This is a genomic window from Shewanella sp. 10N.286.51.B8 (assembly GCF_041469325.1).
In the GTDB taxonomy this organism is placed as follows: domain Bacteria; phylum Pseudomonadota; class Gammaproteobacteria; order Enterobacterales; family Shewanellaceae; genus Shewanella.
The window spans coordinates 56,780-78,203 of sequence record NZ_JBFRKG010000048.1 but is presented as its reverse complement, the minus strand read 5'-3'; the positions used below and the strand labels follow the sequence as shown (position 1 = coordinate 78,203).

At 41.1% G+C, this 21,424-nt stretch carries 17 protein-coding genes; 8 read left to right on the top strand and 9 right to left on the bottom strand.

The genetic code is table 11. The features are described 5' to 3' along the window. Nucleotides 1–85: 85 nt before the first annotated feature. Nucleotides 86–1,891, bottom strand: coding sequence for a M61 family metallopeptidase (locus tag AB4160_RS16845; RefSeq protein ID WP_102439536.1), 1,806 nt, complete (start codon nucleotides 1,889–1,891; stop codon nucleotides 86–88). Nucleotides 1,892–2,044: 153 nt separating this feature from the next. Here AB4160_RS16845 and AB4160_RS16840 point away from each other — a divergent pair, with 153 nt between their 5' ends. From AB4160_RS16840 to AB4160_RS16820, 5 genes are all read left to right on the top strand, one after another. Next, nucleotides 2,045–4,201, top strand: coding sequence for a tetratricopeptide repeat protein (locus AB4160_RS16840; RefSeq protein WP_102439535.1), 2,157 nt, complete (start codon nucleotides 2,045–2,047; stop codon nucleotides 4,199–4,201). Nucleotides 4,202–4,364: 163 nt separating this feature from the next. Beyond that, complete coding sequence (locus AB4160_RS16835) at nucleotides 4,365–5,921, top strand: GGDEF domain-containing protein (RefSeq protein ID WP_102439534.1); 1,557 nt, start codon at nucleotides 4,365–4,367, stop codon at nucleotides 5,919–5,921. A gap of 31 nt (nucleotides 5,922–5,952) precedes the next feature. Continuing rightward, the gene (gene ppnN / locus AB4160_RS16830) at nucleotides 5,953–7,314 is read left to right on the top strand and encodes a nucleotide 5'-monophosphate nucleosidase PpnN (protein ID WP_102439533.1); all 1,362 of its coding nucleotides are present in this window, start codon (nucleotides 5,953–5,955) and stop codon (nucleotides 7,312–7,314) included. Between the two features lie 182 nt (nucleotides 7,315–7,496). Next, a complete protein-coding gene (xni, locus tag AB4160_RS16825; RefSeq protein WP_372005594.1) occupies nucleotides 7,497–8,255 on the top strand; it encodes a flap endonuclease Xni in 759 nt (252 codons plus the stop codon). A 26-nt stretch (nucleotides 8,256–8,281) separates the two neighbouring features. After that, nucleotides 8,282–8,761, top strand: a complete 480-nt coding sequence (locus tag AB4160_RS16820) for a DUF3192 domain-containing protein (RefSeq protein WP_372005592.1) — start codon at nucleotides 8,282–8,284, stop codon at nucleotides 8,759–8,761. An 84-nt stretch (nucleotides 8,762–8,845) separates the two neighbouring features. On the opposite strand, the gene AB4160_RS16815 is transcribed toward AB4160_RS16820, so the two are convergent. Next, on the bottom strand, nucleotides 8,846–11,512 hold the full coding sequence (locus AB4160_RS16815) for a prolyl oligopeptidase family serine peptidase (RefSeq protein ID WP_408019740.1): 2,667 nt from the start codon (nucleotides 11,510–11,512) through the stop codon (nucleotides 8,846–8,848). Between the two features lie 620 nt (nucleotides 11,513–12,132). Here AB4160_RS16815 and AB4160_RS16810 point away from each other — a divergent pair. Then, nucleotides 12,133–13,143: an isocitrate dehydrogenase gene (locus tag AB4160_RS16810; protein ID WP_102439529.1), complete on the top strand. Its 1,011-nt coding sequence runs from the start codon at nucleotides 12,133–12,135 to the stop codon at nucleotides 13,141–13,143. Nucleotides 13,144–13,274: 131 nt separating this feature from the next. Here AB4160_RS16810 and rlmM read toward each other — a convergent pair whose 3' ends face one another. From rlmM to AB4160_RS16790, 4 genes are all read right to left on the bottom strand, one after another. Then, nucleotides 13,275–14,366, bottom strand: coding sequence for a 23S rRNA (cytidine(2498)-2'-O)-methyltransferase RlmM (gene rlmM, locus AB4160_RS16805; RefSeq protein ID WP_102439528.1), 1,092 nt, complete (start codon nucleotides 14,364–14,366; stop codon nucleotides 13,275–13,277). A gap of 187 nt (nucleotides 14,367–14,553) precedes the next feature. Next, nucleotides 14,554–14,934 carry a DUF423 domain-containing protein gene (locus tag AB4160_RS16800; protein WP_102439527.1) on the bottom strand — a complete coding sequence of 127 codons (381 nt, stop codon included), beginning with the start codon at nucleotides 14,932–14,934 and terminating at the stop codon, nucleotides 14,554–14,556. A gap of 22 nt (nucleotides 14,935–14,956) precedes the next feature. Continuing rightward, nucleotides 14,957–15,688, bottom strand: a complete 732-nt coding sequence (locus AB4160_RS16795; protein WP_372005610.1) for an alpha/beta family hydrolase — start codon at nucleotides 15,686–15,688, stop codon at nucleotides 14,957–14,959. A 76-nt stretch (nucleotides 15,689–15,764) separates the two neighbouring features. Further along, entirely contained in the window at nucleotides 15,765–16,676 is a 912-nt protein-coding gene (locus tag AB4160_RS16790) for a transcriptional regulator GcvA (RefSeq protein WP_076540323.1), read from the bottom strand. 178 nt (nucleotides 16,677–16,854) lie between these two features. Here AB4160_RS16790 and AB4160_RS16785 point away from each other — a divergent pair, with 178 nt between their 5' ends. Beyond that, on the top strand, nucleotides 16,855–17,091 hold the full coding sequence (locus AB4160_RS16785; protein ID WP_102475388.1) for a hypothetical protein: 237 nt from the start codon (nucleotides 16,855–16,857) through the stop codon (nucleotides 17,089–17,091). Between the two features lie 161 nt (nucleotides 17,092–17,252). Here the strand turns inward: AB4160_RS16785 and thiI are convergent, their stop codons facing one another. From thiI to pomA, 3 genes are all read right to left on the bottom strand, one after another. Then, a complete protein-coding gene (thiI, locus tag AB4160_RS16780; protein ID WP_372005590.1) occupies nucleotides 17,253–18,707 on the bottom strand; it encodes a tRNA uracil 4-sulfurtransferase ThiI in 1,455 nt (484 codons plus the stop codon). Nucleotides 18,708–19,068: 361 nt separating this feature from the next. Next, complete coding sequence (locus AB4160_RS16775; protein ID WP_102439524.1) at nucleotides 19,069–20,016, bottom strand: flagellar motor protein MotB; 948 nt, start codon at nucleotides 20,014–20,016, stop codon at nucleotides 19,069–19,071. 3 nt (nucleotides 20,017–20,019) lie between these two features. Next, nucleotides 20,020–20,787 carry a flagellar motor protein PomA gene (pomA, locus tag AB4160_RS16770; protein WP_102439523.1) on the bottom strand — a complete coding sequence of 256 codons (768 nt, stop codon included), beginning with the start codon at nucleotides 20,785–20,787 and terminating at the stop codon, nucleotides 20,020–20,022. Nucleotides 20,788–21,185: 398 nt separating this feature from the next. Between pomA and xseB the strand changes: the two genes are divergently transcribed. Beyond that, nucleotides 21,186–21,422, top strand: a complete 237-nt coding sequence (xseB, locus tag AB4160_RS16765) for an exodeoxyribonuclease VII small subunit (protein ID WP_076540313.1) — start codon at nucleotides 21,186–21,188, stop codon at nucleotides 21,420–21,422. The last annotated feature ends 2 nt before the right edge of the window (nucleotides 21,423–21,424 follow it).

The following is a 21,424-nucleotide window of genomic DNA, read 5'->3' as shown; positions in this document are numbered from 1 at the left end:
ACAGAATTTATTTCTATTGGGCTTTTTTGTAGCAACTTTCTATGCTTTTAATCAAAAAATTGATTAAAACTATTAATTTACTAGCTTATTTAGCAAACTCACCTTGCTCATCAAATGGCCAGTCAATGCCTAACCAAGCTTTAAGAAAGGCCTTTTGTGCAGCCGTTGGTGAATCAACACCGATTATGGCTAGCTCACCTTTAGGTTGCTCATCTAAGGTTAACTCAAGCTGCTTTAAGGTGTCGTTATTAAACAGGCTTACGTTAATGGTGTCTTGCGGGCTGAAATCTTCTAAGCGCTTTTTAAAGCCCGCGGCAGTGACTTTTAAACCGTTAATGGCTACCACTTCATCGCCAGCAACAATACCCGCCAACCATGCAGGGCTGTTACGGCTGACATGGGATAGTGTTAAATCATCATGCTGACCCGATAACGTCATACCGCTGTAAACAGTCGACTTTGGCTCTTTGCCATAGGATATCGCTAAACCCGCTTGTGCCAGTAAGGTATCAAAATCTAAGCTGAATGGCTGGGTAATATGCTGCTGCCACCAAGGCTGATAATCTTTACCTGCCAGCGTCTTTAAAATACCTTTTACATCATCAACGCTATAGCCTTTAGGCAGTTTATGGTCACGGTATAATTGACGATGAACATCACGATACGAATGCGCTAACTGGGTGTCTTTCAATAAATTAAAATCCAGTGACAACGACGCCAAGTAGCCTTCAGAATAGATATTGACCCCATGGTTAATGGCATAATCACCGCCAGTATTGGTCCACTCATTTAAACTGGCTTGCGCAACCGATTGTATTTCACGACCCGGTTTATGCAGGTTGTTATTTATCCGTTTGGCTAAATCGGCAAAAAACTCTTTCGGGGTAATGACATCGGCTCGCAATAATAACTGATTTTGAAAATAACTGGTTGAGCCTTCAGCCATCCATAATAACTCTGTCATGCTGGCATTTTGGTAATCATAAGGCACTAGGCCCTGTGGGCGATAAGCTTTGACATTCCAAGTATGGATAAACTCGTGAGATGCTGTGCTGATAAAGCGCAGGTAATCTTTACGTTCTCTAAAGTTAAAGCGTGGCAATTGAATAATGGTTGAATTTAAATGCTCAGTGGCGCCTCGTGCGCCACTGGTGGCATGCACCATATACACATAACGCTCAAACGGGTAGTCATCCCAAATCACCTCAGCTTGGCTGCTGATTTTGGTTAAATCTGTAACGATTTGCTGAGCATCGTAATTACCTTCACCCCAAAAAACCAGTTCATATTCACGACCGTCAGCTGTAAAGCGATAATGGGCGTTTTCACCGGTTTCAATTGGCGAGTCAATTAACACATCATAGTTATCAGCAATAAATGAATGGGCTTTGCTGCCCTGTGCCATACCTGAATAACTGTTCCAGCCTTGGGGCACATTCATTGAAACCAACACATTGTCATCACGAAACTCTGGGCTATACATAAACACCCCACTGGCATCGATATAAGCATGTGAGCTATCAATATGACGCACTCGAGTACCTAAATCATTGGCATACAACTGATAGCTGACATTAACTGCAGTCGGTTTTGACAAATTCACTTGCCATTCCCCCGTCTCAGTACGCTGCCATGGTAACGCTTGGCCCTGTTCATCTGTTGCTGTAAATGAGCGAACCCCATCAGCTAACGGCAGCACTGCATATTTTCCCGTACGCCAAACGGGTAAATTGACCGTTAAATTCTCAGCTGAAGATGTAGGGAAACTAACATTCACTTGGGCTAAATGGTGCTGTGGCTGAGTCAAATCGATTTGGTAACTAACTTGGGCAAGGCTGCTGGCGCTAAAAAGTAAGCTGGCAGATAAAATAGTCAATTTTTTGGCTTTCACTCTCGATTCCTTCTGTTATTATTCTTGTTATGTTTTTAAGGACTTGTAATTAAATTTCTTCCCTTAAGGCGCGCAGTATAACAAGTACAGTGAGTTCACTCACCTAGTAACAATAAAAGCTTACAAAAATTATAATAAGGTTGCTCATTCTTCATGCGAAAACTCATCAGTGGTTTACTCAGCTTAATATTACTGTCGGCCTTTCCTGTTGTTGCGGATACCTTTATCGAAGCTGAAATTGAGTTTAATGAACGCCCAGTTCAGTTGTTTGAGCAACTGCAGAAAAAAACCAACTTCCCATTATCATTTAACAACCGCCAGCAATTTGAACAACTGGCTGAAGAGTTAAAATACCAACCTAAGCAATTACAAAGAGATTTAGCGACCCTAGCAAGATTATATTTACAATCAACCATCACAGCCCCTAATGAAGTCAGTCATGCCCGCTTATTAACCAGGCAACTTGAATCAATCGCTATTAGCCCGCTAGATGAAGCAAAAATTTTACTCTTAGAAGGAAGAATAAGAGGAAGAGAGGATCAGCAATATCAGCAAAGTATCATTCTGTTCAAAGAGGCATTAAACAAAATAGCCTCACTCAACGACAGCGAAGCCATGACCTTTAAATTTGTGTTACAAGGTTATTTAAGCATCATGAATAGCTTGCTAAAACAAGATACCCAAGCCATGTATCACTACAAACAGTATCGTGACCTTGCCTACCAAATGCGGGTGGATTATTTCATTGCCCAAGCTGAAACCGCTTTAGGTAAGTTCTATGTTAATAAGCAGCAACTGGCGAAGGCATTACAGCACTATAACGAAGCATTTCGTATTACCAGTCGATTAGACACCCCAGTGCTACATGCACACACTCAATTTCAGTTATCACGATTATATCGAGATCTAGGCCAATGGGATGAAGCCCTAAAAAATGCCAACAATGCCGCCATTAGTTTTCAGCAGCTAGGACAACAAGCCTTCCAATCAAAGGCCCTGACAGTCATAGCCATGGTTTATGGCATGCAAAAACAATGGAATAAAGCTATTGATTACTACCTTAATGCCCAACAAATTGATCAACAAAATGGTCATCTCATTGGTCAAGCCCTTAACTTTCATAATATCGGCGAAGCCTACTTTTATTTAGATGATTATCAGTCATCCCTCAATTACTTGACCATGGCCAATGAAATTTTTAAAGCCAGAAAGGTATTACACTACTTAGTGTATAACGAGTTATTGTTTGCTCAGGTAAGCTCAAAACAGCAGCAATGGCAGCAAACCATTACACATGCTGAGGCAGCGCTAGAGATAGCAGAATCAAAACAACTGATTGATGCCCAAAAAGAAGCCTTAGAATACCTTTCCGTTGCTTATCGTAAAGTGGATGACATTTCCTCTACCCTTGAGGTAATGGATAAAATGGTTGCCATTAGCCAAAGTGAACAAGAGTCACCAGTCAATGACATGGTTCATTCAAGCTTAAACGAAGAAAAATTCAAATTAGAAATTAGAAATTTACAGCAAAAACTCACTCACTACATGGGTGATAACAAGGACCAGCAAAAGGCTATTATAATCCTGTTTGCGGTGATATTTATCTTTGCCTTTTTATGGTTTGTCAGCCTAAAAAAATTAAATCGTGCCAAACAAACCTGCCAAACCTTACGACAGTTATCCGTACAAGAACCACTGACACAACTGAATGGTTACCAGGCCTTAATTAATTTACTTTCAAGTGCCCGTTCACCCAAAACGCTGGCTTTAGTGAATATACGCGCCCTGGCTGATATTGATATTGATCTGGGTTTATCTGAATATAAGGCGATTACAGTATCCCTTAGTAAACAATTAGAACTGGATTTACATTGTGAAGTGTTCATCATCAAGCCGGGTGAATTTGGCTTATGTTTCTCAGACGAGTTATCAGCCCAGCAAACATTAACCAACTTACAAGCACAGCTAGCTGCAATCACCATTGCCAATAAAAGCAATATACCTAATTTTTCAGATATTAGTGAGCAGCCATTACACGCCATTATGGGCCACGTTAACTTGCCATTACTGGCCAATCCGGATGTAAGATTAACGGCACAATTACAATATGAAACGGTGCAATATGCCCTCGCGGCGGCAAAAAGCCTCAATGAGGATCAAACCTATGTCAGTATTCGCAGCTTAAATTTTGCCCCTGCGGCGATATTTTTTAAACCCTTGTATTTAAATTTAACCCATGCACTGCAAAGAGGCATAATTAGGGCTGAAACAAATCGTCAAGCTGCCGATATTAAGTGGCCAACCGGTTGAGTTAACAACTCACGTGATTTACGCTCAAATAACACACAAGTCAATGATATATATCAAAAAAGCAAACAAAAATTGTGTGTAAACAAGTAATTAGTGGTATTGTTATCCAATATAGTTAATTGGACTAATAACAAATTTATTTTTCTCAAAGAAGGCTTACAGCATGCAAGACTCTTCAGCAGCGGTGTCACAAGTTTCATTATTAAAACAAAAGCTCAACGCCGCTAAATTAGCTATCGAAGAAATTCATGATGATCGTAGTGAAAAATTACGCACCTTAATTCAATTTTTAGGACACTTAAGCTTAGCGTGCAAGGGCCAAAATCTTGAATTAGATAATCGCCTTGCCAAACTGAGACATCATTTACAGGGTTTTGAGCAAATAGATGAAGCCTTGCCTGAATTGGTGGGTATTGAGCGGTTATTAAAGGCACAATATAGCCAAACAATGACTAGCCTTGAAGAGAGTCGCAACAGCCTGTCCCGGGTGATCAGCCAGATTCAGCGGGTTGATTCTGCCCCTGATGAAATCAAAAAAGAAATTAATTACTTTAAAAAAGATCTTAATAAGCCGATCCATACCATTTGGGAATATATTCCTAAGGTGGAACAAGTTATCGGCTTTTACGAGCAAATTCTTCAGCAAAAGTTTGCCAATGCTGATGACCATGTCATTTTGCCTCAACACTTAATTTTAGCAAAAGAGTTAGCCCAAAAAATATCTGAGATAGAATTCAGAAAAGAGCAACGTGATCAAATTCTGGTCATGAAAGAAGTGCTTATGGGTGATATTAAGCTCAATACTTTACTTGAGTCATATCAAACAATACTGAGCTTTTTACTGAATAACATTGCCCGAGAAAAAACCGCCTCTCAGGATTTTCTGTATACCTTAAATGATGCGATTAGCATAGTTCGTGATGTGGTCAATAATACTGCAAACAATAACGAGCGTTCACAACAAATTAAAACTCAGCTTAATAAAGAAATTAACCTGCGGGTTGATAATGCTGACGGTATTGTCGATGACGTCGATGATATCATCGCGCTAAAAACTGAGCTGACCGTCCAACTTGCTTCATTACGAGATGCATTAAACCGTAAAGAAGCCCTTGAAACTCGTGAGCAATCACTGCTACGTAAATCCGTTGAGTCGATGAAAAAAGAGCTAAGCTCTATTACTAAAGAAGCCAACAGCTACAAAGAAAAACTGTTTGAGCATCAAAAACTCAACCTATTAGACCCATTAACCCAACTGCCAAATCGTGCTGCATTAGAAGATAGAATGGAGCAAGAGTATAGAAACCATAAACGCTTTAATAGTCCATTATGGGTGGCGGTAACTGATATTGATTACTTTAAGACAGTCAATGACAGTTTTGGTCATAGTACCGGTGATAAAACCCTGCAAGTCATTTCCATGGCGCTAAAAAACTCCCTTAGAGAAAGTGAGTTTGTTGCCCGTTATGGCGGCGAAGAATTTGTTTTATTGCTACCAGATGTCAATGAAGAGCATATTGGTCTATTGTTAAATCGGGTCAAAGATAAAATTAAGAATATTCCATTTAAGTTTAAAAATCAGAGAATTACTGTGACATTATCCATAGGTGCAGCTCAGGTCATGGAAAACGAACGTATCGAAGAAACCTTTGAACGTGCTGATGCTGCACTTTATAAAGCCAAAAATAATGGTCGAGATAGAGTTGTAATCGATATCTAGTATCTACTGCAACTCTACCAAGGAGTTGCATATGATAATAAAGATCAGCCCTAGAGGCAGCTTAGATCAACTTTCGCAAATGGAGGTTGATCGCCTCAAGCAAAGTGCTAAAAATGAGTTATACCAACTACTGCGAAACTGCTCACTGGCAGTGCTTGCCTCCGGTTTAAAAAGTGATAATTCTGACGCTTTATTCAAGCGCTACGCCAATTTTCATATCAATGTGCTGCAACGTGAACGCGGCTTATTACTAGAGCTCATCAACCCGCCAACACAAGCCTTCGTTGATGGTGAAATCATTGCAGGGATCCAAGAACATCTTTTTGCTGTGCTTCGCGATATCGTCTATATCGACAATAAATATGACAATCTAAAGCACATCAATCTCACCAATGCCAGCCACATTACCAATGTGGTATTTGATATCTTGCGTAATGCCAGAGTCATTTCACCGATGATCGATCCTAATGTCATAGTGTGTTGGGGCGGACACAGCATTAACCCCATAGAGTATCAATACACCCGTGAAGTAGGCTATGAGTTGGGGTTAAGAGCGTTAGATATTTGCACCGGTTGTGGTCCAGGCGCAATGGAAGGCCCAATGAAAGGCGCCGCCATTGGTCATGCCAAACAGCGCATTAAAGATGCCCGCTATATTGGCTTAACCGAGCCCAGTATTATTGCAGCTGAACCACCAAACCAAATCGTTAATGAGCTGGTGATAATGCCAGATATCGAAAAACGCTTAGAGGCCTTTGTCCGTTTAGGCCATGGTATTGTTATCTTTCCCGGCGGCGCTGGCACCGCTGAAGAGCTGCTTTATATTTTGGGTATTTTGCTTAATCCCGCCAATGCCCAGCTGCCCTTTCCACTGATTTTAACCGGCCCTAAACAAAGTGCGGACTACTTCACTGAAATAGATGACTTTATCGGCGCTACCCTTGGTCAGCAGGCCCGAGATAAATACCAAATCATTATTGATGATCCTGTAAAGGTAGCGCAGCTGATGAAACAAGGCATGAGCGATGTAAAAGCCATGCGTAAACAACTTGGTGATGCTTACCAATACCAGTGGGCGCTGAAAATAGAACCTGAATTTCAACTGCCTTTTGAGCCAAATCACGAGGTCATGAAAAACCTGCACCTGTTTTTTCATCCGAACAAAGCTGAGTTAGCGGCCAGTTTACGGCGGGCGTTTTCAGGCATTGTTGCCGGTAATGTCAAAAGTGAGACCATTAAACTTATTGAAGACTTAGGTCCATTTGAGATAAGTGGTGATGAGCGGCTGATGACCATGATGGATAAACTGCTTGCTGCGTTCGTAACGCAACAAAGAATGAAACTGCCAGGCAGCGAATATACTCCTTGCTATCGCATCAATAATAAAAAATAGCACATGTTATATTGCTTTACTTTGCCGTCTACATCTTGCTTTTTAATCAAGTAGCGCTTAAATAGCCATTGATTCCACTGTTAAAAACAAGCCGTAAGGTTTAAGCTCAAGGACGGTTAATTTATAATTAAATCATACAGTGGCTCAATGTGAGCGACCTTACTGCAAACGAAAAGAAAACCATGAATAAATTACTCATTATCGATGGCCTTAATCTTGTTAGGCGTATTCATGCGGTATTGCCAGATGAAACGGATATCGTCAGTGTTAAAGAGCGCACACTGTCAGCATGTAAAAAATTACTTAAACATCACCAACCAACTCATGCCATTATGGTGTGGGACGGTGATGAAGAATCGTGGCGTAAACAGCTCTACCCTGATTATAAAAAAGGCCGTAAGCCTATGCCTGTCGCTTTAAAGGCTGGCCTTGAAGATATCAAAACAGCTCTGGCCATTGAACATGTTCAATCCCATGATGCCGTTTCAGAGGCCGATGATGTGATTGCCACCTTGGCCACTAAAATTGCTGAAAATAACGGTCAGGCCATCATAGTGTCAACCGACAAAGGGTTTGGGCAACTGATGCATAGCAATATTGTTATTTGGGATCATTTCAAGCAGCAATATTTTGATATAAAAGCCTTAGAGAAAAAGCTCGCCGTGCAGCAAAATCAAATTTTAGACTTTATCGCGCTTGCGGGAGACGCGGGGAATAAAGTTCCTGGTATTGCCGGTATTGGGCCAAAATCAGCAGCGGATTTATTAAACAAGTTTAGAAGCTTGGCAAACTTATACCAGTCACTGGATAATCTTGGTGCGAAACAAGCGCTAAAATTATCAGAGGGCAAAGAGATGGCAAGAATCAGTTATAAATTGGCGCAACTGCAATGCCATATGCCGCTAAACATTAACCTCAAGCAGTTTAGAGTAGTTAGCTAACCATTAATGAAGCAAGGAATCGCCTGATGAAATCTAAAGTGTCATATTTAATCGCAACCATCTTTATTGCATATGTCACTTTTGTTATTTTCGTTATATTTGTCTACGAGACTCGGCCAGAAGATCGCAGCTGGCAAGAACGCCAAGAGTTTAACCATAAAATGCTTAGCGAAATTATAATTGGCCAAACTATTGATAGCATTAGGCAACTAATGGGCCGAGCCGATTTTTCAGAGGCCAAAGCATCATCTGATGGCAGCTTTCAAATTATGTTTTACCGCACTCACCATGTCACCTCCGACGGTCAAACCACTAAAGATGAATGCACGCCGCTGTTATTTAAAGATGGTGAGCTGATTGCTTGGGGGCAAGAAACCTATGAGCAATTTCTGCAAATACCGATTATCGTTATCGCACCTCAAACTGAAACCGATCTTAACGCGATACAAACCAGTCCAATTCCCGCAGAGCAAGGCATAGAAACAGCAATAACTTCAGAACAGTAACCGCTCAGCTGAACCCATAAAAAATGCCACTGTATATCGCTATCAGTGGCATTTTTAGTTCAATATTAGATTGAATTTTAATCGTTAATCTTGGTTGTATTCTCGATACGCCTCACCTTCTTTTAACCACTTAGGCGCTGCAACGCCTTTTAAATAATGGTCAAAATACTGCTTCATTCGAATGGTGTAATCTAGTTTATTAGGGTACTTTTTCAAATGATGTGGTTCATCTTCATATTGTAAAAACACCACATCTTTACCGGTTCTGCGCATGGCAAGATATAGCTCCACGCCTTGCTCCCACGGCACCGCATCATCTTTATCACCAAACATAATCATCATTGGAGTTTGAATGCGTTCAGCATAAAACACCGGTGAGTTTTCAATGTACTTTTGCGGCGACTTAAACAAACTTTCAGCAATTCGGCTTTGACCTGTTTCATACTGAAATTGACGAGCAAGGCCAGAGCCATGACGAATGCCGCTATAAGCACTAGTCATGTTCGACACGGGCGCACCGGTAACCGCTGCTTTAAAGATATTGGTTTGGGTCACAGCGAAAGCGGTTTGATAACCGCCCCATGAATGGCCTTGAATACCAATGGCATCTGGGTCGGCAACGCCCATATCAATGATTTTTTGAACGCCAGCAGTTAATGCCTTTACTGACGAGATCCCCGGGTAACCTACTTCAAAACGAATGTCAGGTAAGAAAATGGCATAGCCATTATCTGCATACCAAGCAAAGTTTGGTCGATGATTAATTGCCATATGCGGGAATGAATGCAAACGATCGCTCATAAAGCGATAGAAATACACCATAACCGGATACTGTTTACCGGCTTGATAATTCGTGGGCTTAATCAGTACGCCATCAGCTGGGCGGCCATCACCATCACGCCAACGCACCAATTCTGCAGCGCCCCAATTAAAATCATCTCGCTGACTATCTAAGTCAGTTTGTTGGCTGGCTTCATTAGGCGTATTCACACTTGAGGTGTATAAATCAGGGTAAAGATCATAACGCTGCTTAGAAAACACCATAGTGTCGCTATTTTTACTGCGGGCAAGTACCGTCAATTTTGCCTCGGTTTCAAGTTGCAACGTCACTCCTGGGACGCCAACAGTGGCGCGATAAAAACTGTCAGCTTTGGTGTGTTCATTATAACCGTGCAATAGCAGCGCTTGCTGCTGCTCAATGACAGCAGGCATATCTGACGTTGCATATAACCCTGCCAATCTAAACTGCTGACGATTTTTACGTCCTTCACCCGCAGACAACATAAAGCCGTCAAACGATGAGCTGCTAAATTGCCACACATCATATTTGTCATAGCCAATAATGCCTGAATCATCGGCTAGCCAAGGCCCTAAGCCATAACTTGGCGCATTACTGGGATAATCATGGTCTTCATTTGCAAAGCTAATAGCGATATCTTTGGTTAAACTGTGTTTTCTGGCATTAGCAATATCATACAAAAACAGTCCGCCTTGTTGATAATACGCCACAAAACGCCCATTAGGAGACAAGCTTGGCATTTCACTTGAGGCATGTTGAGTTAAAATTTGCAGCTTACGGCCAGTATTTAAATCCACTAGATAGACATCTTGATAAAAACCTGCCCAGGTGATCATTTTTTGATAAGGCACATCTGAGGTAGCTAATAAATAACGCTTTTGTTCACCATAGTGCACATCCGGTACGGCTTTATCCGCCAGTTGCACTATACGGTTAGCATTAACGTGCATCACAGCAAGATAAGTGCGCTTTAACTCTTTGGCATATTGTTTTACTTCATGAGGTTTTATTTTTGGGTCGTCACCATGCCACACTTTTAAATCACGAAGTCCGGTAACAATTTGTTGGTCAAATAAATCGGCTTCAGACTCTATTGATGCCAGTGTCAGGGCTTTATCTACTTGCGGTACGCGGCCAATAAATAGCCTTAAGCTATCTTCAGAAAAGAAAATTTTTGAATGCTGATTCAAAGTCCAGTCATCATCTGTTGGCACCTGTTTGAGCTTAAGAGACTCTAGAGCCAAAAGCTTCAGTTGATACTCTCGCTCATCACGCTCTACACTTGCATCCCCTTGGGTAAAGCCAAGCCAGTTGCCATCATCAGATAAACTCAGCTCTGCCACTTGATAACCGTCTGACTTATAAACTTGCGTTAGAGTATTAGTGATTAAATCGACCTTTTTAATCACATGCTGCTTGGCAGCAATATCATTAATGGCAACCACAAATTGGTTACCTGAGCGGTCAAAGTTAAATTGAGTAACATGGTCAAACTCCTGAAAAGTATTGGTGGCGAGTTGAATGAGCTTAAAACCACTGCCTTTATCTGCGCCATTAATGCTCGTTTCTTCAGCGTCCTCTTTGCCATCTTCTTTGGTGTCATCAATATCAAACCAAACCGCTAAATAATCACCTTTGGTACTAAACTCAGCTTGTTTAACCCGCTTAAACTGTTGCTGGTTACCTGTTTTGGTATTCAGTAAGCTAAGCCCTGCACTAAGCTCAGACTTTTTGAGGGTTTCTTTTTCTAATAAGCTCGGCGCAATAGTGGCAATCACATAATCACCATTTGCGCTGACTTTAACATCAGAGCCACCATCAATTTGATACTGCTTTTGTGTAGCCACTTGATTGACTAAAGCGCGGCTATTACCGCGATCTGGCATAGCCTCAACCGCTAACACTGTGCCATTTTCAGAGATAACGGGAGTCTGTAAGGTCTCAAAGCGCATAATATCATCGAGCAATAACGGCTTAATGTTGTCAGCTGATATGGCTGACATTGACACTGCTAACAGAGTCAATGGAATAAGGTTACGTAACTTCAAATCTTCCTCGTTATTGTTGTTATGGAATGAAATACAGTTCAGCTAAATTCATTAACTGAAAACATAATTGAAATTTAATAAAGCATTGTTGAAAATATCACCGCAATTTAATTAATGACCTTTCAGACTAAACTGTGCCAAGTTATTTTGCAGCCCCTTAGATTGTTAGTAGGCCCAAAGCTAGTAGACTGTAGTTAGTAGACCAAAGTCGTCTATTTAAAATCTGTCACCAGCTTATGCTATGCACGCGAAATAACTTTACAACCAACCTTTTATTAACAACTAAAGCTAATTTATGACGCGAAATAAGCCTTTCAATTACATGGTTGTGAATATCTTAAAGCAATCACCTGAGGATTAGCTTAATTATTTAAAAAAATATGTGATTAAACTCACTAAAAACTGTAAAAAAAAATCTAAATTCGTTAAAATGCGCCGCAACAAAACCGTGAGTAAGTAGTCTTGTTAAGGTGTTGTAAACAATAACAAGAAAATGCAGTAACCACTAAGTGGAAGGACTATCCATGCCAAAACGTACTATAACCGTAATCCCAGGTGATGGGATTGGACCAAGCATTATCGATTCGGCTTTAAAAATTCTCGACAAGGCTGGTTGCGACTTTGAATATGAGTTTGCAGACGCCGGTTTAGCCGCATTAGAAAAGCAAGGTGAATTAGTACCTCAGCGTACCTTAGACCTTATCGAAAAAAACCGTATTACCCTTAAAGGGCCATTAACCACACCTGTCGGTGAAGGTTTTACCTCTATCAATGTAAGCCTACGTAAAAAATTCAGCTTATATGCTAACGTGCGCCCTGTACTTTCTTTTAAAGGTACTCAAGCACGTTATGACAACATTGATATCATCACAGTACGTGAAAACACTGAAGGTATGTATTCAGGCTTAGGCCAAAAAGTATCTGACGATGGCGCTACTGCTGAAGCGACCAGTATCATTACTCGTCAAGGTGCAGAGCAAATTACCACTTTTGCTTATGAGCTAGCACGTAAAGAAAACCGTAAAAAAGTGACTATCGTTCATAAAGCCAACATCATGAAGTCAACTTCAGGTTTATTCTTGAAAGTGGCGCGTGAAGTGAGCCAGCGTTACCCAGATATCGAAACAGAAGAAATGATTGTGGATGCAACGTGTATGAAGTTGGTCATGAATCCAGAAAACTTTGATGTATTGGTAACAACTAACTTATTCGGTGACATTCTATCTGACTTATGTGCAGGTCTTGTTGGCGGCTTAGGTATGGCGCCTGGCGCAAACATCGGTAAAGATGCGGCAATTTTCGAAGCGGTTCATGGTAGCGCACCTGATATTGCAGGCAAAAATCTTGCAAATCCTACATCCGTGATTCTAGCCTCTATACAAATGCTGGAGTATTTAGGCATGGCTGACAAAGCGGAAATGATCCGCTCTGCAGTATCTGCTGTGATTGAAGAAGGCGACCGCACAACCCGCGATCTTGGTGGTACTCATGGTACAACTGACTTCACTCAAGCTGTTGTTGATCGTTTAGGATAAGCTTTATTACCCTTTTAGCTGAGTTATTGCAGCGCTAATAACTCTAGTTTTAATTAAAGGATAATAAAAAAGCCCTTAGTGATATTCACTAAGGGCTTTTTAATGCTTGTTTAAATTTCCAGCTAAATAGCTTAGTTAAACGCCCAAGCAGTATTAGGTTTAACCCATAAGTGAACTGTCACTTCATCACGATCATGATAAAGGTGCTTACACTGTAATTTAAAATCTGTGATGTCGTTTTCTTTTAAAATTTCAGCCATAGTATCTAAAATCTGTCTGACTTCTTTATAACGACTTTTCATTGGTAATTTAAGGTTAAAAATGGCTTCTTTAAACCAGCCATTAATCGCCCAAGCTTCAACGAGCTCAGCAACACGTGACGGTTTTTCTACCATGTCACACACTAACCAATAAATGTTTTTTCTTGGTGGTTCGAAACGAAAACCATCGGCGCGATAATGTTTAACCTGTCCAGTGTCCATTAACTTCTGATCCATAGGACCATTATCAACTGCGGCGACAAACATGCCACGACGTACTAGCTGATAAGTCCAGCCACCAGGACAAGCGCCTAAATCCACAGAATGAAGCCCTGAGCGGCAGCGGTCTTCTTGCTCTTCCTTTGTCAAGAATTGCCCAAAAGCCTCATCTAATTTCAAGCTTGAACGACTCGGAGCATCGGCAGCCATTTTAAGACGGGGAATGCCCATAAAATAAGGTGAGCTATTGTTTGATAATGAATAGCCGACATAAGCCGTACCCGGCGCTACAAAGCACACATGAATGATAGGTCTGCGGTCATTTTCTTGAGCTAATAATGCGCCAGACTTTTTCAGGCCTTGGCGTAAAGGCACAGTAAATTTGCGGCAAAAACCTGACAGTTCTTTAGCTTCATTGGTATCTGGAGTTTCAACTCGTAATTCTCCCGCTTTTGACACTTCACTTAAAGCAGCCACAATCGGTGATACTCTGTCTTTTTCAGGCAAATCTTTTATCAACTCACCAGCAGCAAACATTTGTCTTGCAAACACTAATGAATTTAACTCAATTTGCTTTGCCAGTTGCTCACCGCCGTTTTCTTCAAAACATTGGTAAATCACATAAGCATCATTGGTATTGGTTTTAACAAAGCCACCAATATTTAATTCAGCTGCACGCTGTTGAATTTCTGCAGCACAATCTTTCTCATAGCCTGCGCGGCAAAATATAAAGAGGTTTTTCATGATAAGCCTTAAGCTTCTATAACCATAACTGCTTCACAGTATGGTCGAAGGACAAAATAATGGGGGCATTATACTCAAAAATTATGCCGCTGTGTTAAATAGAAAAGGCAAACCGATAAAAGCAACAAAGCAGCAGATTTGATAAACAAGCTGCTGCTTTGAAATATTTGCCAAAGGTGACGCTAAGTTATTTCTGCTTAGTATGTTTTGCTATCCCAATGGCAAACAATGTCCAGCCAATCAGCATACAACCGCCGCCCATAGGGGTAATTGGCCCAATCCATTTGGCGCCAGTAAAGGCATATAAATACAATGAACCTGAAAATAATAAAATACCCACGAAGAATAAATAACCTGCCCAATCCAGCAGTTTTGAACTTATCCAGTGACCACTTAACGCTACGGCAATAATGGCAAAGGTGTGATAAAAGTGATAATCGACACCGAGTTTAAAAATCGCAACCAACTCAGGCGGGGCAATACTTTTTAACCCATGGGCACCAAAAGCCCCTAAAGCAACCGCTAAAAAACCACTGATTGCCGCTAACAGTAATAAACCTTGTCTCATTGATATCTCGCTTTATAGAAAATTAATCCACAATATCAGTAATAAACTGATCACATATGGTTAAGCAGTGCTTCAGATTAGCCTCTAATGTGGTTCCTGACGACTTACGTGGCTTAAAACTATGATCGCCATCGGTTATCCAGCTGACTTTGACTTGTTTATTTATATCCCACTGGGGTATTTCGCTTATACCGCCAAATTTATCCCGCTCACCTTGCACCACCATTAATGGTTTTAAGCCATTATTTAACGGCTCAAGTCTCGGCTCTCCGCCTTTTAATGGAACAAAGGGATAACCTAAGCAAATGCAGCCTTTAATTAAGGCGTTAACTGAAGCAGAGATCTCAACCTGCTCATCATTAATGATAAGTTCGTCATCGGTTAACAATGTCGCCGCCATTCTGCCACCCATTGATTTCCCCATTAACACAATGTTTTCGACCACAAGATCATTGTCTTCAATGGTTTGTTCAATGGAATTAAGTAGCCTAGTAAAATGCATTAACAGTTTAGGCGCTCTATCTGGCGGCCTTCTTTTGCCATCTTGCATATTGGCTTGCATATATAAGAAGTTAAAGCGCAATACTTGATAACCTTTAGCAACCAAGCCATTGGCGATATCGACCATAAACTCATGGTGCATATTAGCCCCAGCGCCATGGGCTAATACCACTAATGTTTTACTGGGGTCGCCCTGTAAGATTGATTCAATTTCTAAACTATCGTTTGTTTCAGCTGGCCCTAGGGGGGTCATATCATTAGTTTCTTCGATTGTTAGTGACAACAGCATTAATTACTACGCTATGTGGTTAAGCTTGGGTAAGTTAGCCCTAGCCTGACAGTAATTCACTGCGAGACTCTTCAGCAAACATATCTACCATCCACTCTCTAAAGGCAGCGACTTTACCTAATTCAGAATGATTTTGCTGACACACTAAGTAATAAGCATCTTTGCTGACTAGCACCTCTGAGAACGGACACACCAAGCGGCCTGCTTTTATATCCGGCCTTGCGAGTACGCTGTAACCCAGCGCAATACCTTGGCCATGAGCGGCAGCTTGCAGTACTAACGATGAATGACTAAAGATGGGGCCAGAATTAACATTAATTTCACTAATTCCACATTGCCTAAACCATGCCTGCCAATCATGACGGCTAGAATCGTGTAGTAAGGTATGATTTTTTAAGTCGCTGGGTTTCTCTAATGGTTTAGGTCCATTAAGTAACAGCGGTGAACACACCGGAATGAGCACTTCATTACGCAATTTATCCGCTCTTAAGCCAGGCCAATTACCTTGGCCATAATAGATGGCCACATCTACATCATCAGTCAATGAGCCCGTTTCGCTGTCAACAGCTTTAATGCGTACATCAATATCGGGATTTTGCTCACTAAACTTAGCCAAACGCGGCACAAGCCATTGAATTGCAAAACTTGGTGACATACTTACCGTTAACGAACCAATGGCGCTTCGGGCTAATAATCGGTCGGTTGATTCACCTAATTGGATAAAAATATCTTTAATATCGAGGAAATAACTTTGACCTTCTTCGGTCAATAAAAGCGAACGATTTTTGCGGCGAAACAGCTTTAGGCCTAGAAAATCTTCTAATGCTTTAATTTGATGACTAACAGCAGCCTGAGTAACAAACAACTCTTCAGCGGCACGGGTAAAGCTCAAGTGCCTTGCTGCTGCTTCAAATGCTTTTACCGCGTTCAAAGGTGGCAATCTTCGCGACATAGTGATCCATCTCTCGTTTTTTAATTAGTTTTTCTAATGAATAGCGTTACATTTTGTCGTTTGTAAAGAACACTGTGTTCGGTTAAATTATGACCATCAGATTTATGATGAGTTGGACAACTTCTACGCAGTGTAAGGGTGTGTCCGCCAGTGTTAAGTCAGCCCGGAGGCGACCTTTATGTTCAATTTAAAATCATTAGCTACAGTAGCTTTACTTTCTTGTTTTGCTTTTACAGCTAGCGCAAATGAAGAAGGCATTGATATCAGCGACCTTCAAGCTTCAATAAACGCAGAGCTTCAACAAAGCATGTCAGAAATGCAAAGTAATGTTCAGGTTGATGTTAACAGCACTTTAGTTGCAGACAAAGAAGTTCAACAGCCAATCACTACCGCTGAAACGCGCACTGCTGATTAATTTACTGTAAAAACAGTAACAAAAAAACCGCATTGACCATTTAAATGGTAATGCGGTTTTTTTATGGGCTAAAATGACTGTCGCAGTTTCAATATGAAATACACATCACAGCCTGCAAAGCTTAAGTAGGAGCATCGACTAGCGATACTCCTTTTACGCCATTAAGGACGGTATACTTTAACGTTGCTGTGACCTTGCTCAGTCAGGTATAACGCTTGTAATTTACTCATTACGCCGCGATCACAGTAGAGTAAATAGGTTTTACTTTTATCTAAATCAGCAAATTGCGTTGCTAATTTAAAGAAAGGAATTTTTAAGATTTCAGTGCCATCAATGCTTAGTGGGTTTTGCTCTTCTTCATCTTGTGCTCTGATATCAATCACAACACTGTCAGCTTCAATTGCATCAACGGTTTCAGTTTCACTTACTGTGGTTTCAACTTTTTCAGCAATTTGCTTAATATCGATAACCACGGCATCTTCTACAATACGGTCAATTAAGTCTTCACTGAATTTAAGCTCTTCTGCTTCAATTTTTGCCAGTACAGCCTTAACGGTTGGCTTTTGCGAAATCACACCACAATATTCAGGAATCGCTTTAGCGAAATCTTCAGTACCAATTTGGCGACTTTCATTGATAATGTCTTGCTTATCCATGGTGATTAATGGACGTAAAATCAATAAATCCGTACAGCGGTCAATTACGTTTAAGTTGGTCAGAGTTTGGCTTGAAACTTGACCTAAACTCTCACCTGTAACCAAAGCTTGGATGTTGTACTTTTCAGCCATTTTAGTGGCGGCGCGCATCATCATACGCTTAAGAATAACGCCCATTTGACCGTTATCAATTTTTTCTAGAATCTCAGCAACCACTGGCTCAAATGGTACAGTCATAAAGCGCACTTTGTGTGACTCGCCATATTTCTGCCACAAATGATAAGCCACTTGCTTAACACCAATCTCATGCTGCGCGCCACCTAAGTTAAAGAAACAATAGTGAGTGCGGGCACCTTTTTTGATGAATTGATAGCTTGATACACCTGAATCAAATCCACCTGAGATAAGCGATAATACATCTTCTTGGGTCGCCATTGGGAAACCACCTAAACCGGGAATACGGCGCACAACCATATACAGTTTTTCATGGTCAATTTCTAAATTAACCGTCATATCTGGATTTTTTAATTTCACACCCACAGCATCTGTGTGCTGGTTTAAACCGCCACCAACGTAACGCTCAACTTCAATTGAATTAAAGTCATGCTTACCAGTACGTTTAACGCGAACACAGAAGGTTTTACCTGCCAATTGCTCTTTATAAACTGGCAGTACTTGCTGGTAGATATCATCCATTGACTCAAAACTGTATTCATCAACTTGAACAACATGAGCAATACCAGGAATACATTCTAAACGCTCAGCAATGGCGTTAATGCGCGTTTGTTCATCGCTGTTGACGTGGATCATAATGCGATCCCATTGACGTTGTACTTTAACTTCGTCATCAACTTTTTTAAGTACATTTCGAATGTTGGTCTCAAGAATTTTAGTAAAACGCATACGAACAGTTTTACTTTTCATCATGATTTCTGGGTATAGCTTTACAATAAACTTCATTGGATTTCCGCGGCAACTGATTTGGATGTTCACTTTTACGACTACGGATTGCGTTGATATTCAGCGCAAAATCAACTCATAAAAGTCAAAAATAATAATGGCTGGAAATTAACCAGCCAACAAAGGCGGGATTATAGCAAAAACTGTCTATATACCAAACACAATAAATTTTATTACACACAATCTTTGAGCTTAGGTGCTAAGGCTGTCATTAAATCTAAATAAAATTAGCAGTCTAAGCAATACTGCAACACAGCGTCAGTGAAACGGCGTTGTACTGGCTATACAGCGCTATTTAAAGCCGATAAAAAGCCGCTTAAGGACTAAGCGGCTAATCTCATCTTATATAAAGAGCGCGTTTCTATGGCTGCTGTGATTGTGGCGCTAGTACTTCTATCTCAGCAGACTCTTTCGCCTTGCCTTGTTCAATAGCAATTTCAACTCGGCGATTACGGCTACGGTTTTTATCAGAGTCGTTAGCCACTAATGGCGCATTAGATGCCATACCCACCACCCGCATTCTGCTGTCATCAAAGCCTGTCACTTTGGCCAGTTCATGGGCTACTGAGACTGCGCGTTTACTGGATAAGTCCCAATTAGAACTGTAAAGCTCATTGCTAATGTGCATGCCATCGGTATGACCTGATACTGTAATAATGCCGGGAACATCTTTTAATAAGTCACCAATTGAGCGAATAACAGGTTTAAATCTTGGCTGTAAAAAGCCTGAACCCGATGCAAAAGAGCCTTTTTCGCGGATCCGGATAATAATCTGTTGCCCTAACGATTCAATTTCGATGGCGCCATCAACAATTTCCTCATTGAGTTTTTCGGCCATTTTTTTCACTTGGTCGTTAATATTTTCTTGCTCAGACTTCGCTTGGGCTTGCTGAGCCTGTGCTTGTTGCTGGGCCGTCGCTTGAGCATTACCGCCGCGATTATCCCCTTGCTGTTTTTGCACGCCGCCCGCACTGGCATCGTCGCCTGCTTGATACTCAATGGTTTGCTCTGTCATCTCATTGGTTTGCTGATTGATAATTTCAATAGGGGTAGGGTCCGGTTTTCCCGGCCGAAACTCTAACGCAATCACCGAGGTGCCTTTAGGAATATCTTTAACTTCAACTTTATTTTGCACCCCGAAGGCATACTTCATCGAACCGGCAATTTGCTTAAACTTCATCACGTCCATTTCAGAGAACGCCAGCAGCAAAACAAAAAAGCACATCAATAACGACATAAGATCAGCAAAGGTGGCTAGCCATAACGGCGCGCCGGGTGGTGGACAATCACACTTGGCTTTTTTAGCCATGAGCTACTCTCCGTCCGTGGTATCGATTTGACGTTGTTTTTCACCTAGATAATTTTTCAGGAAACCTTCGATAACACGTGGGTTCTGACCATCTTGAATCGCCAAGACCGCATCCATAATCAAATTGCGGTTAAGTAACTCTTCACTCATACGTAATTGCAATTTATCAGCAATCGGGAGCGCCACCATATTGGCGATAATCGCGCCATAAAGCGTGGTTAATAATGCCACCGCCATTGCCGGGCCAATTGATTTAGGGTCATCCATATTCGATAGCATGGCCACTAAACCAATCAAGGTACCAATCATGCCCATGGCTGGGGCCACATCACCTAAGGATTTAAAAATGCCAATGCCGGTTTTATGCCTTTCCTCGGTCAGGGCAATATCTTTTTCTAAGGCTTCACGCACCACATCACCATCATGGCCATCCACTAACATGTCGACCGCTTTTTGCATAAAACTGTTACCGATCTGCGCTTCTTCTAATGCTAAAAAGCCCCCTTTACGGGCTGCATCAGCCATATTCACTGATTGGTCAATTAACTCCTCAGGCTTATCAATTTTAAACATGAAAGCTTTAGCGCCAATTTTTACCGCACCTAAAAATTGCTTAAGATTATATTTCATCATCACAACGAAAAGAGAACCAATAAGCACAATCATCACCGATGGCGCATCAATAAAAATCGAAATCCCACCACTGTTCACCATAGAACCAATAATAAAAGCGAAGGCGCCTATTAAACCTATTAGGGTTGCTAAATCCACAATTTCTCCTTGAGCGCAGTCTTAATAATGCTGCCTTACTTCTATGAATACCAATGTAACACTCTGAGCTATTGGGACAAATGTTCAAACGAACAAAAAAAACTCATACAGTGACACTTTCATCGATTAATTGGCTGGTTTATCAAAAAAGCATCAAAAAATGCTATTACGACTACCATTATTACTACCATGGATTTCAAACTTCGCTTAAAGCGACCGCTTGACACTGGTATTCATTATCTATATCGGTCAAACTTAGCCCAAGTTTAGGAATATTTTATGAATTATATAAATATTCAGTCACAAAGCGTGCTATTGAGCAAATAAACAACGACTGAATTTGACCCTTAGCGCGGCCTGATATACCTTGTCCCCGCATAATAGAAGGAATAAGAATTGTGGCAAAAAAACCTGAGAATCTAAGTTTTGAAGAATCCTTATCGGAGCTTGAAAACATTGTTGCAGATCTTGAGCAAGGTGAAGTCACTTTAGATAATGCCCTTAAACAATTTGAGCGCGGCATTAAGCTAGTGCGCCAGAGCCAATCTAAGCTAGAACAGGCTCAACAAAAAGTTTCCATCTTATTAAATGAAGACGATACCAACCTCAGCCCATTTACCGTTGAAGGCGAATAAGT

Bases quoted from the DNA above. Each gene is read 5' to 3' on its own strand.
- AB4160_RS16840 (WP_102439535.1), top strand. From the start codon at position 2,045: ATGCGAAAACTCATCAGTGGTTTACTCAGCTTAATATTACTGTCGGCC.
- AB4160_RS16835 (WP_102439534.1), top strand. From the start codon at position 4,365: ATGCAAGACTCTTCAGCAGCGGTGTCACAAGTTTCATTATTAAAACAA.
- ppnN (WP_102439533.1), top strand. From the start codon at position 5,953: ATGATAATAAAGATCAGCCCTAGAGGCAGCTTAGATCAACTTTCGCAA.
- xni (WP_372005594.1), top strand. From the start codon at position 7,497: ATGAATAAATTACTCATTATCGATGGCCTTAATCTTGTTAGGCGTATT.
- AB4160_RS16820 (WP_372005592.1), top strand. From the start codon at position 8,282: ATGAAATCTAAAGTGTCATATTTAATCGCAACCATCTTTATTGCATAT.
- AB4160_RS16815 (WP_408019740.1), bottom strand. From the start codon at position 11,512: ATGCGCTTTGAGACCTTACAGACTCCCGTTATCTCTGAAAATGGCACA.
- AB4160_RS16810 (WP_102439529.1), top strand. From the start codon at position 12,133: ATGCCAAAACGTACTATAACCGTAATCCCAGGTGATGGGATTGGACCA.
- rlmM (WP_102439528.1), bottom strand. From the start codon at position 14,366: ATGAAAAACCTCTTTATATTTTGCCGCGCAGGCTATGAGAAAGATTGT.
- AB4160_RS16800 (WP_102439527.1), bottom strand. From the start codon at position 14,934: ATGAGACAAGGTTTATTACTGTTAGCGGCAATCAGTGGTTTTTTAGCG.
- AB4160_RS16795 (WP_372005610.1), bottom strand. From the start codon at position 15,688: ATGACCCCCCTAGGGCCAGCTGAAACAAACGATAGTTTAGAAATTGAA.
- AB4160_RS16790 (WP_076540323.1), bottom strand. From the start codon at position 16,676: ATGTCGCGAAGATTGCCACCTTTGAACGCGGTAAAAGCATTTGAAGCA.
- AB4160_RS16785 (WP_102475388.1), top strand. From the start codon at position 16,855: ATGTTCAATTTAAAATCATTAGCTACAGTAGCTTTACTTTCTTGTTTT.
- thiI (WP_372005590.1), bottom strand. From the start codon at position 18,707: ATGAAGTTTATTGTAAAGCTATACCCAGAAATCATGATGAAAAGTAAA.
- AB4160_RS16775 (WP_102439524.1), bottom strand. From the start codon at position 20,016: ATGGCTAAAAAAGCCAAGTGTGATTGTCCACCACCCGGCGCGCCGTTA.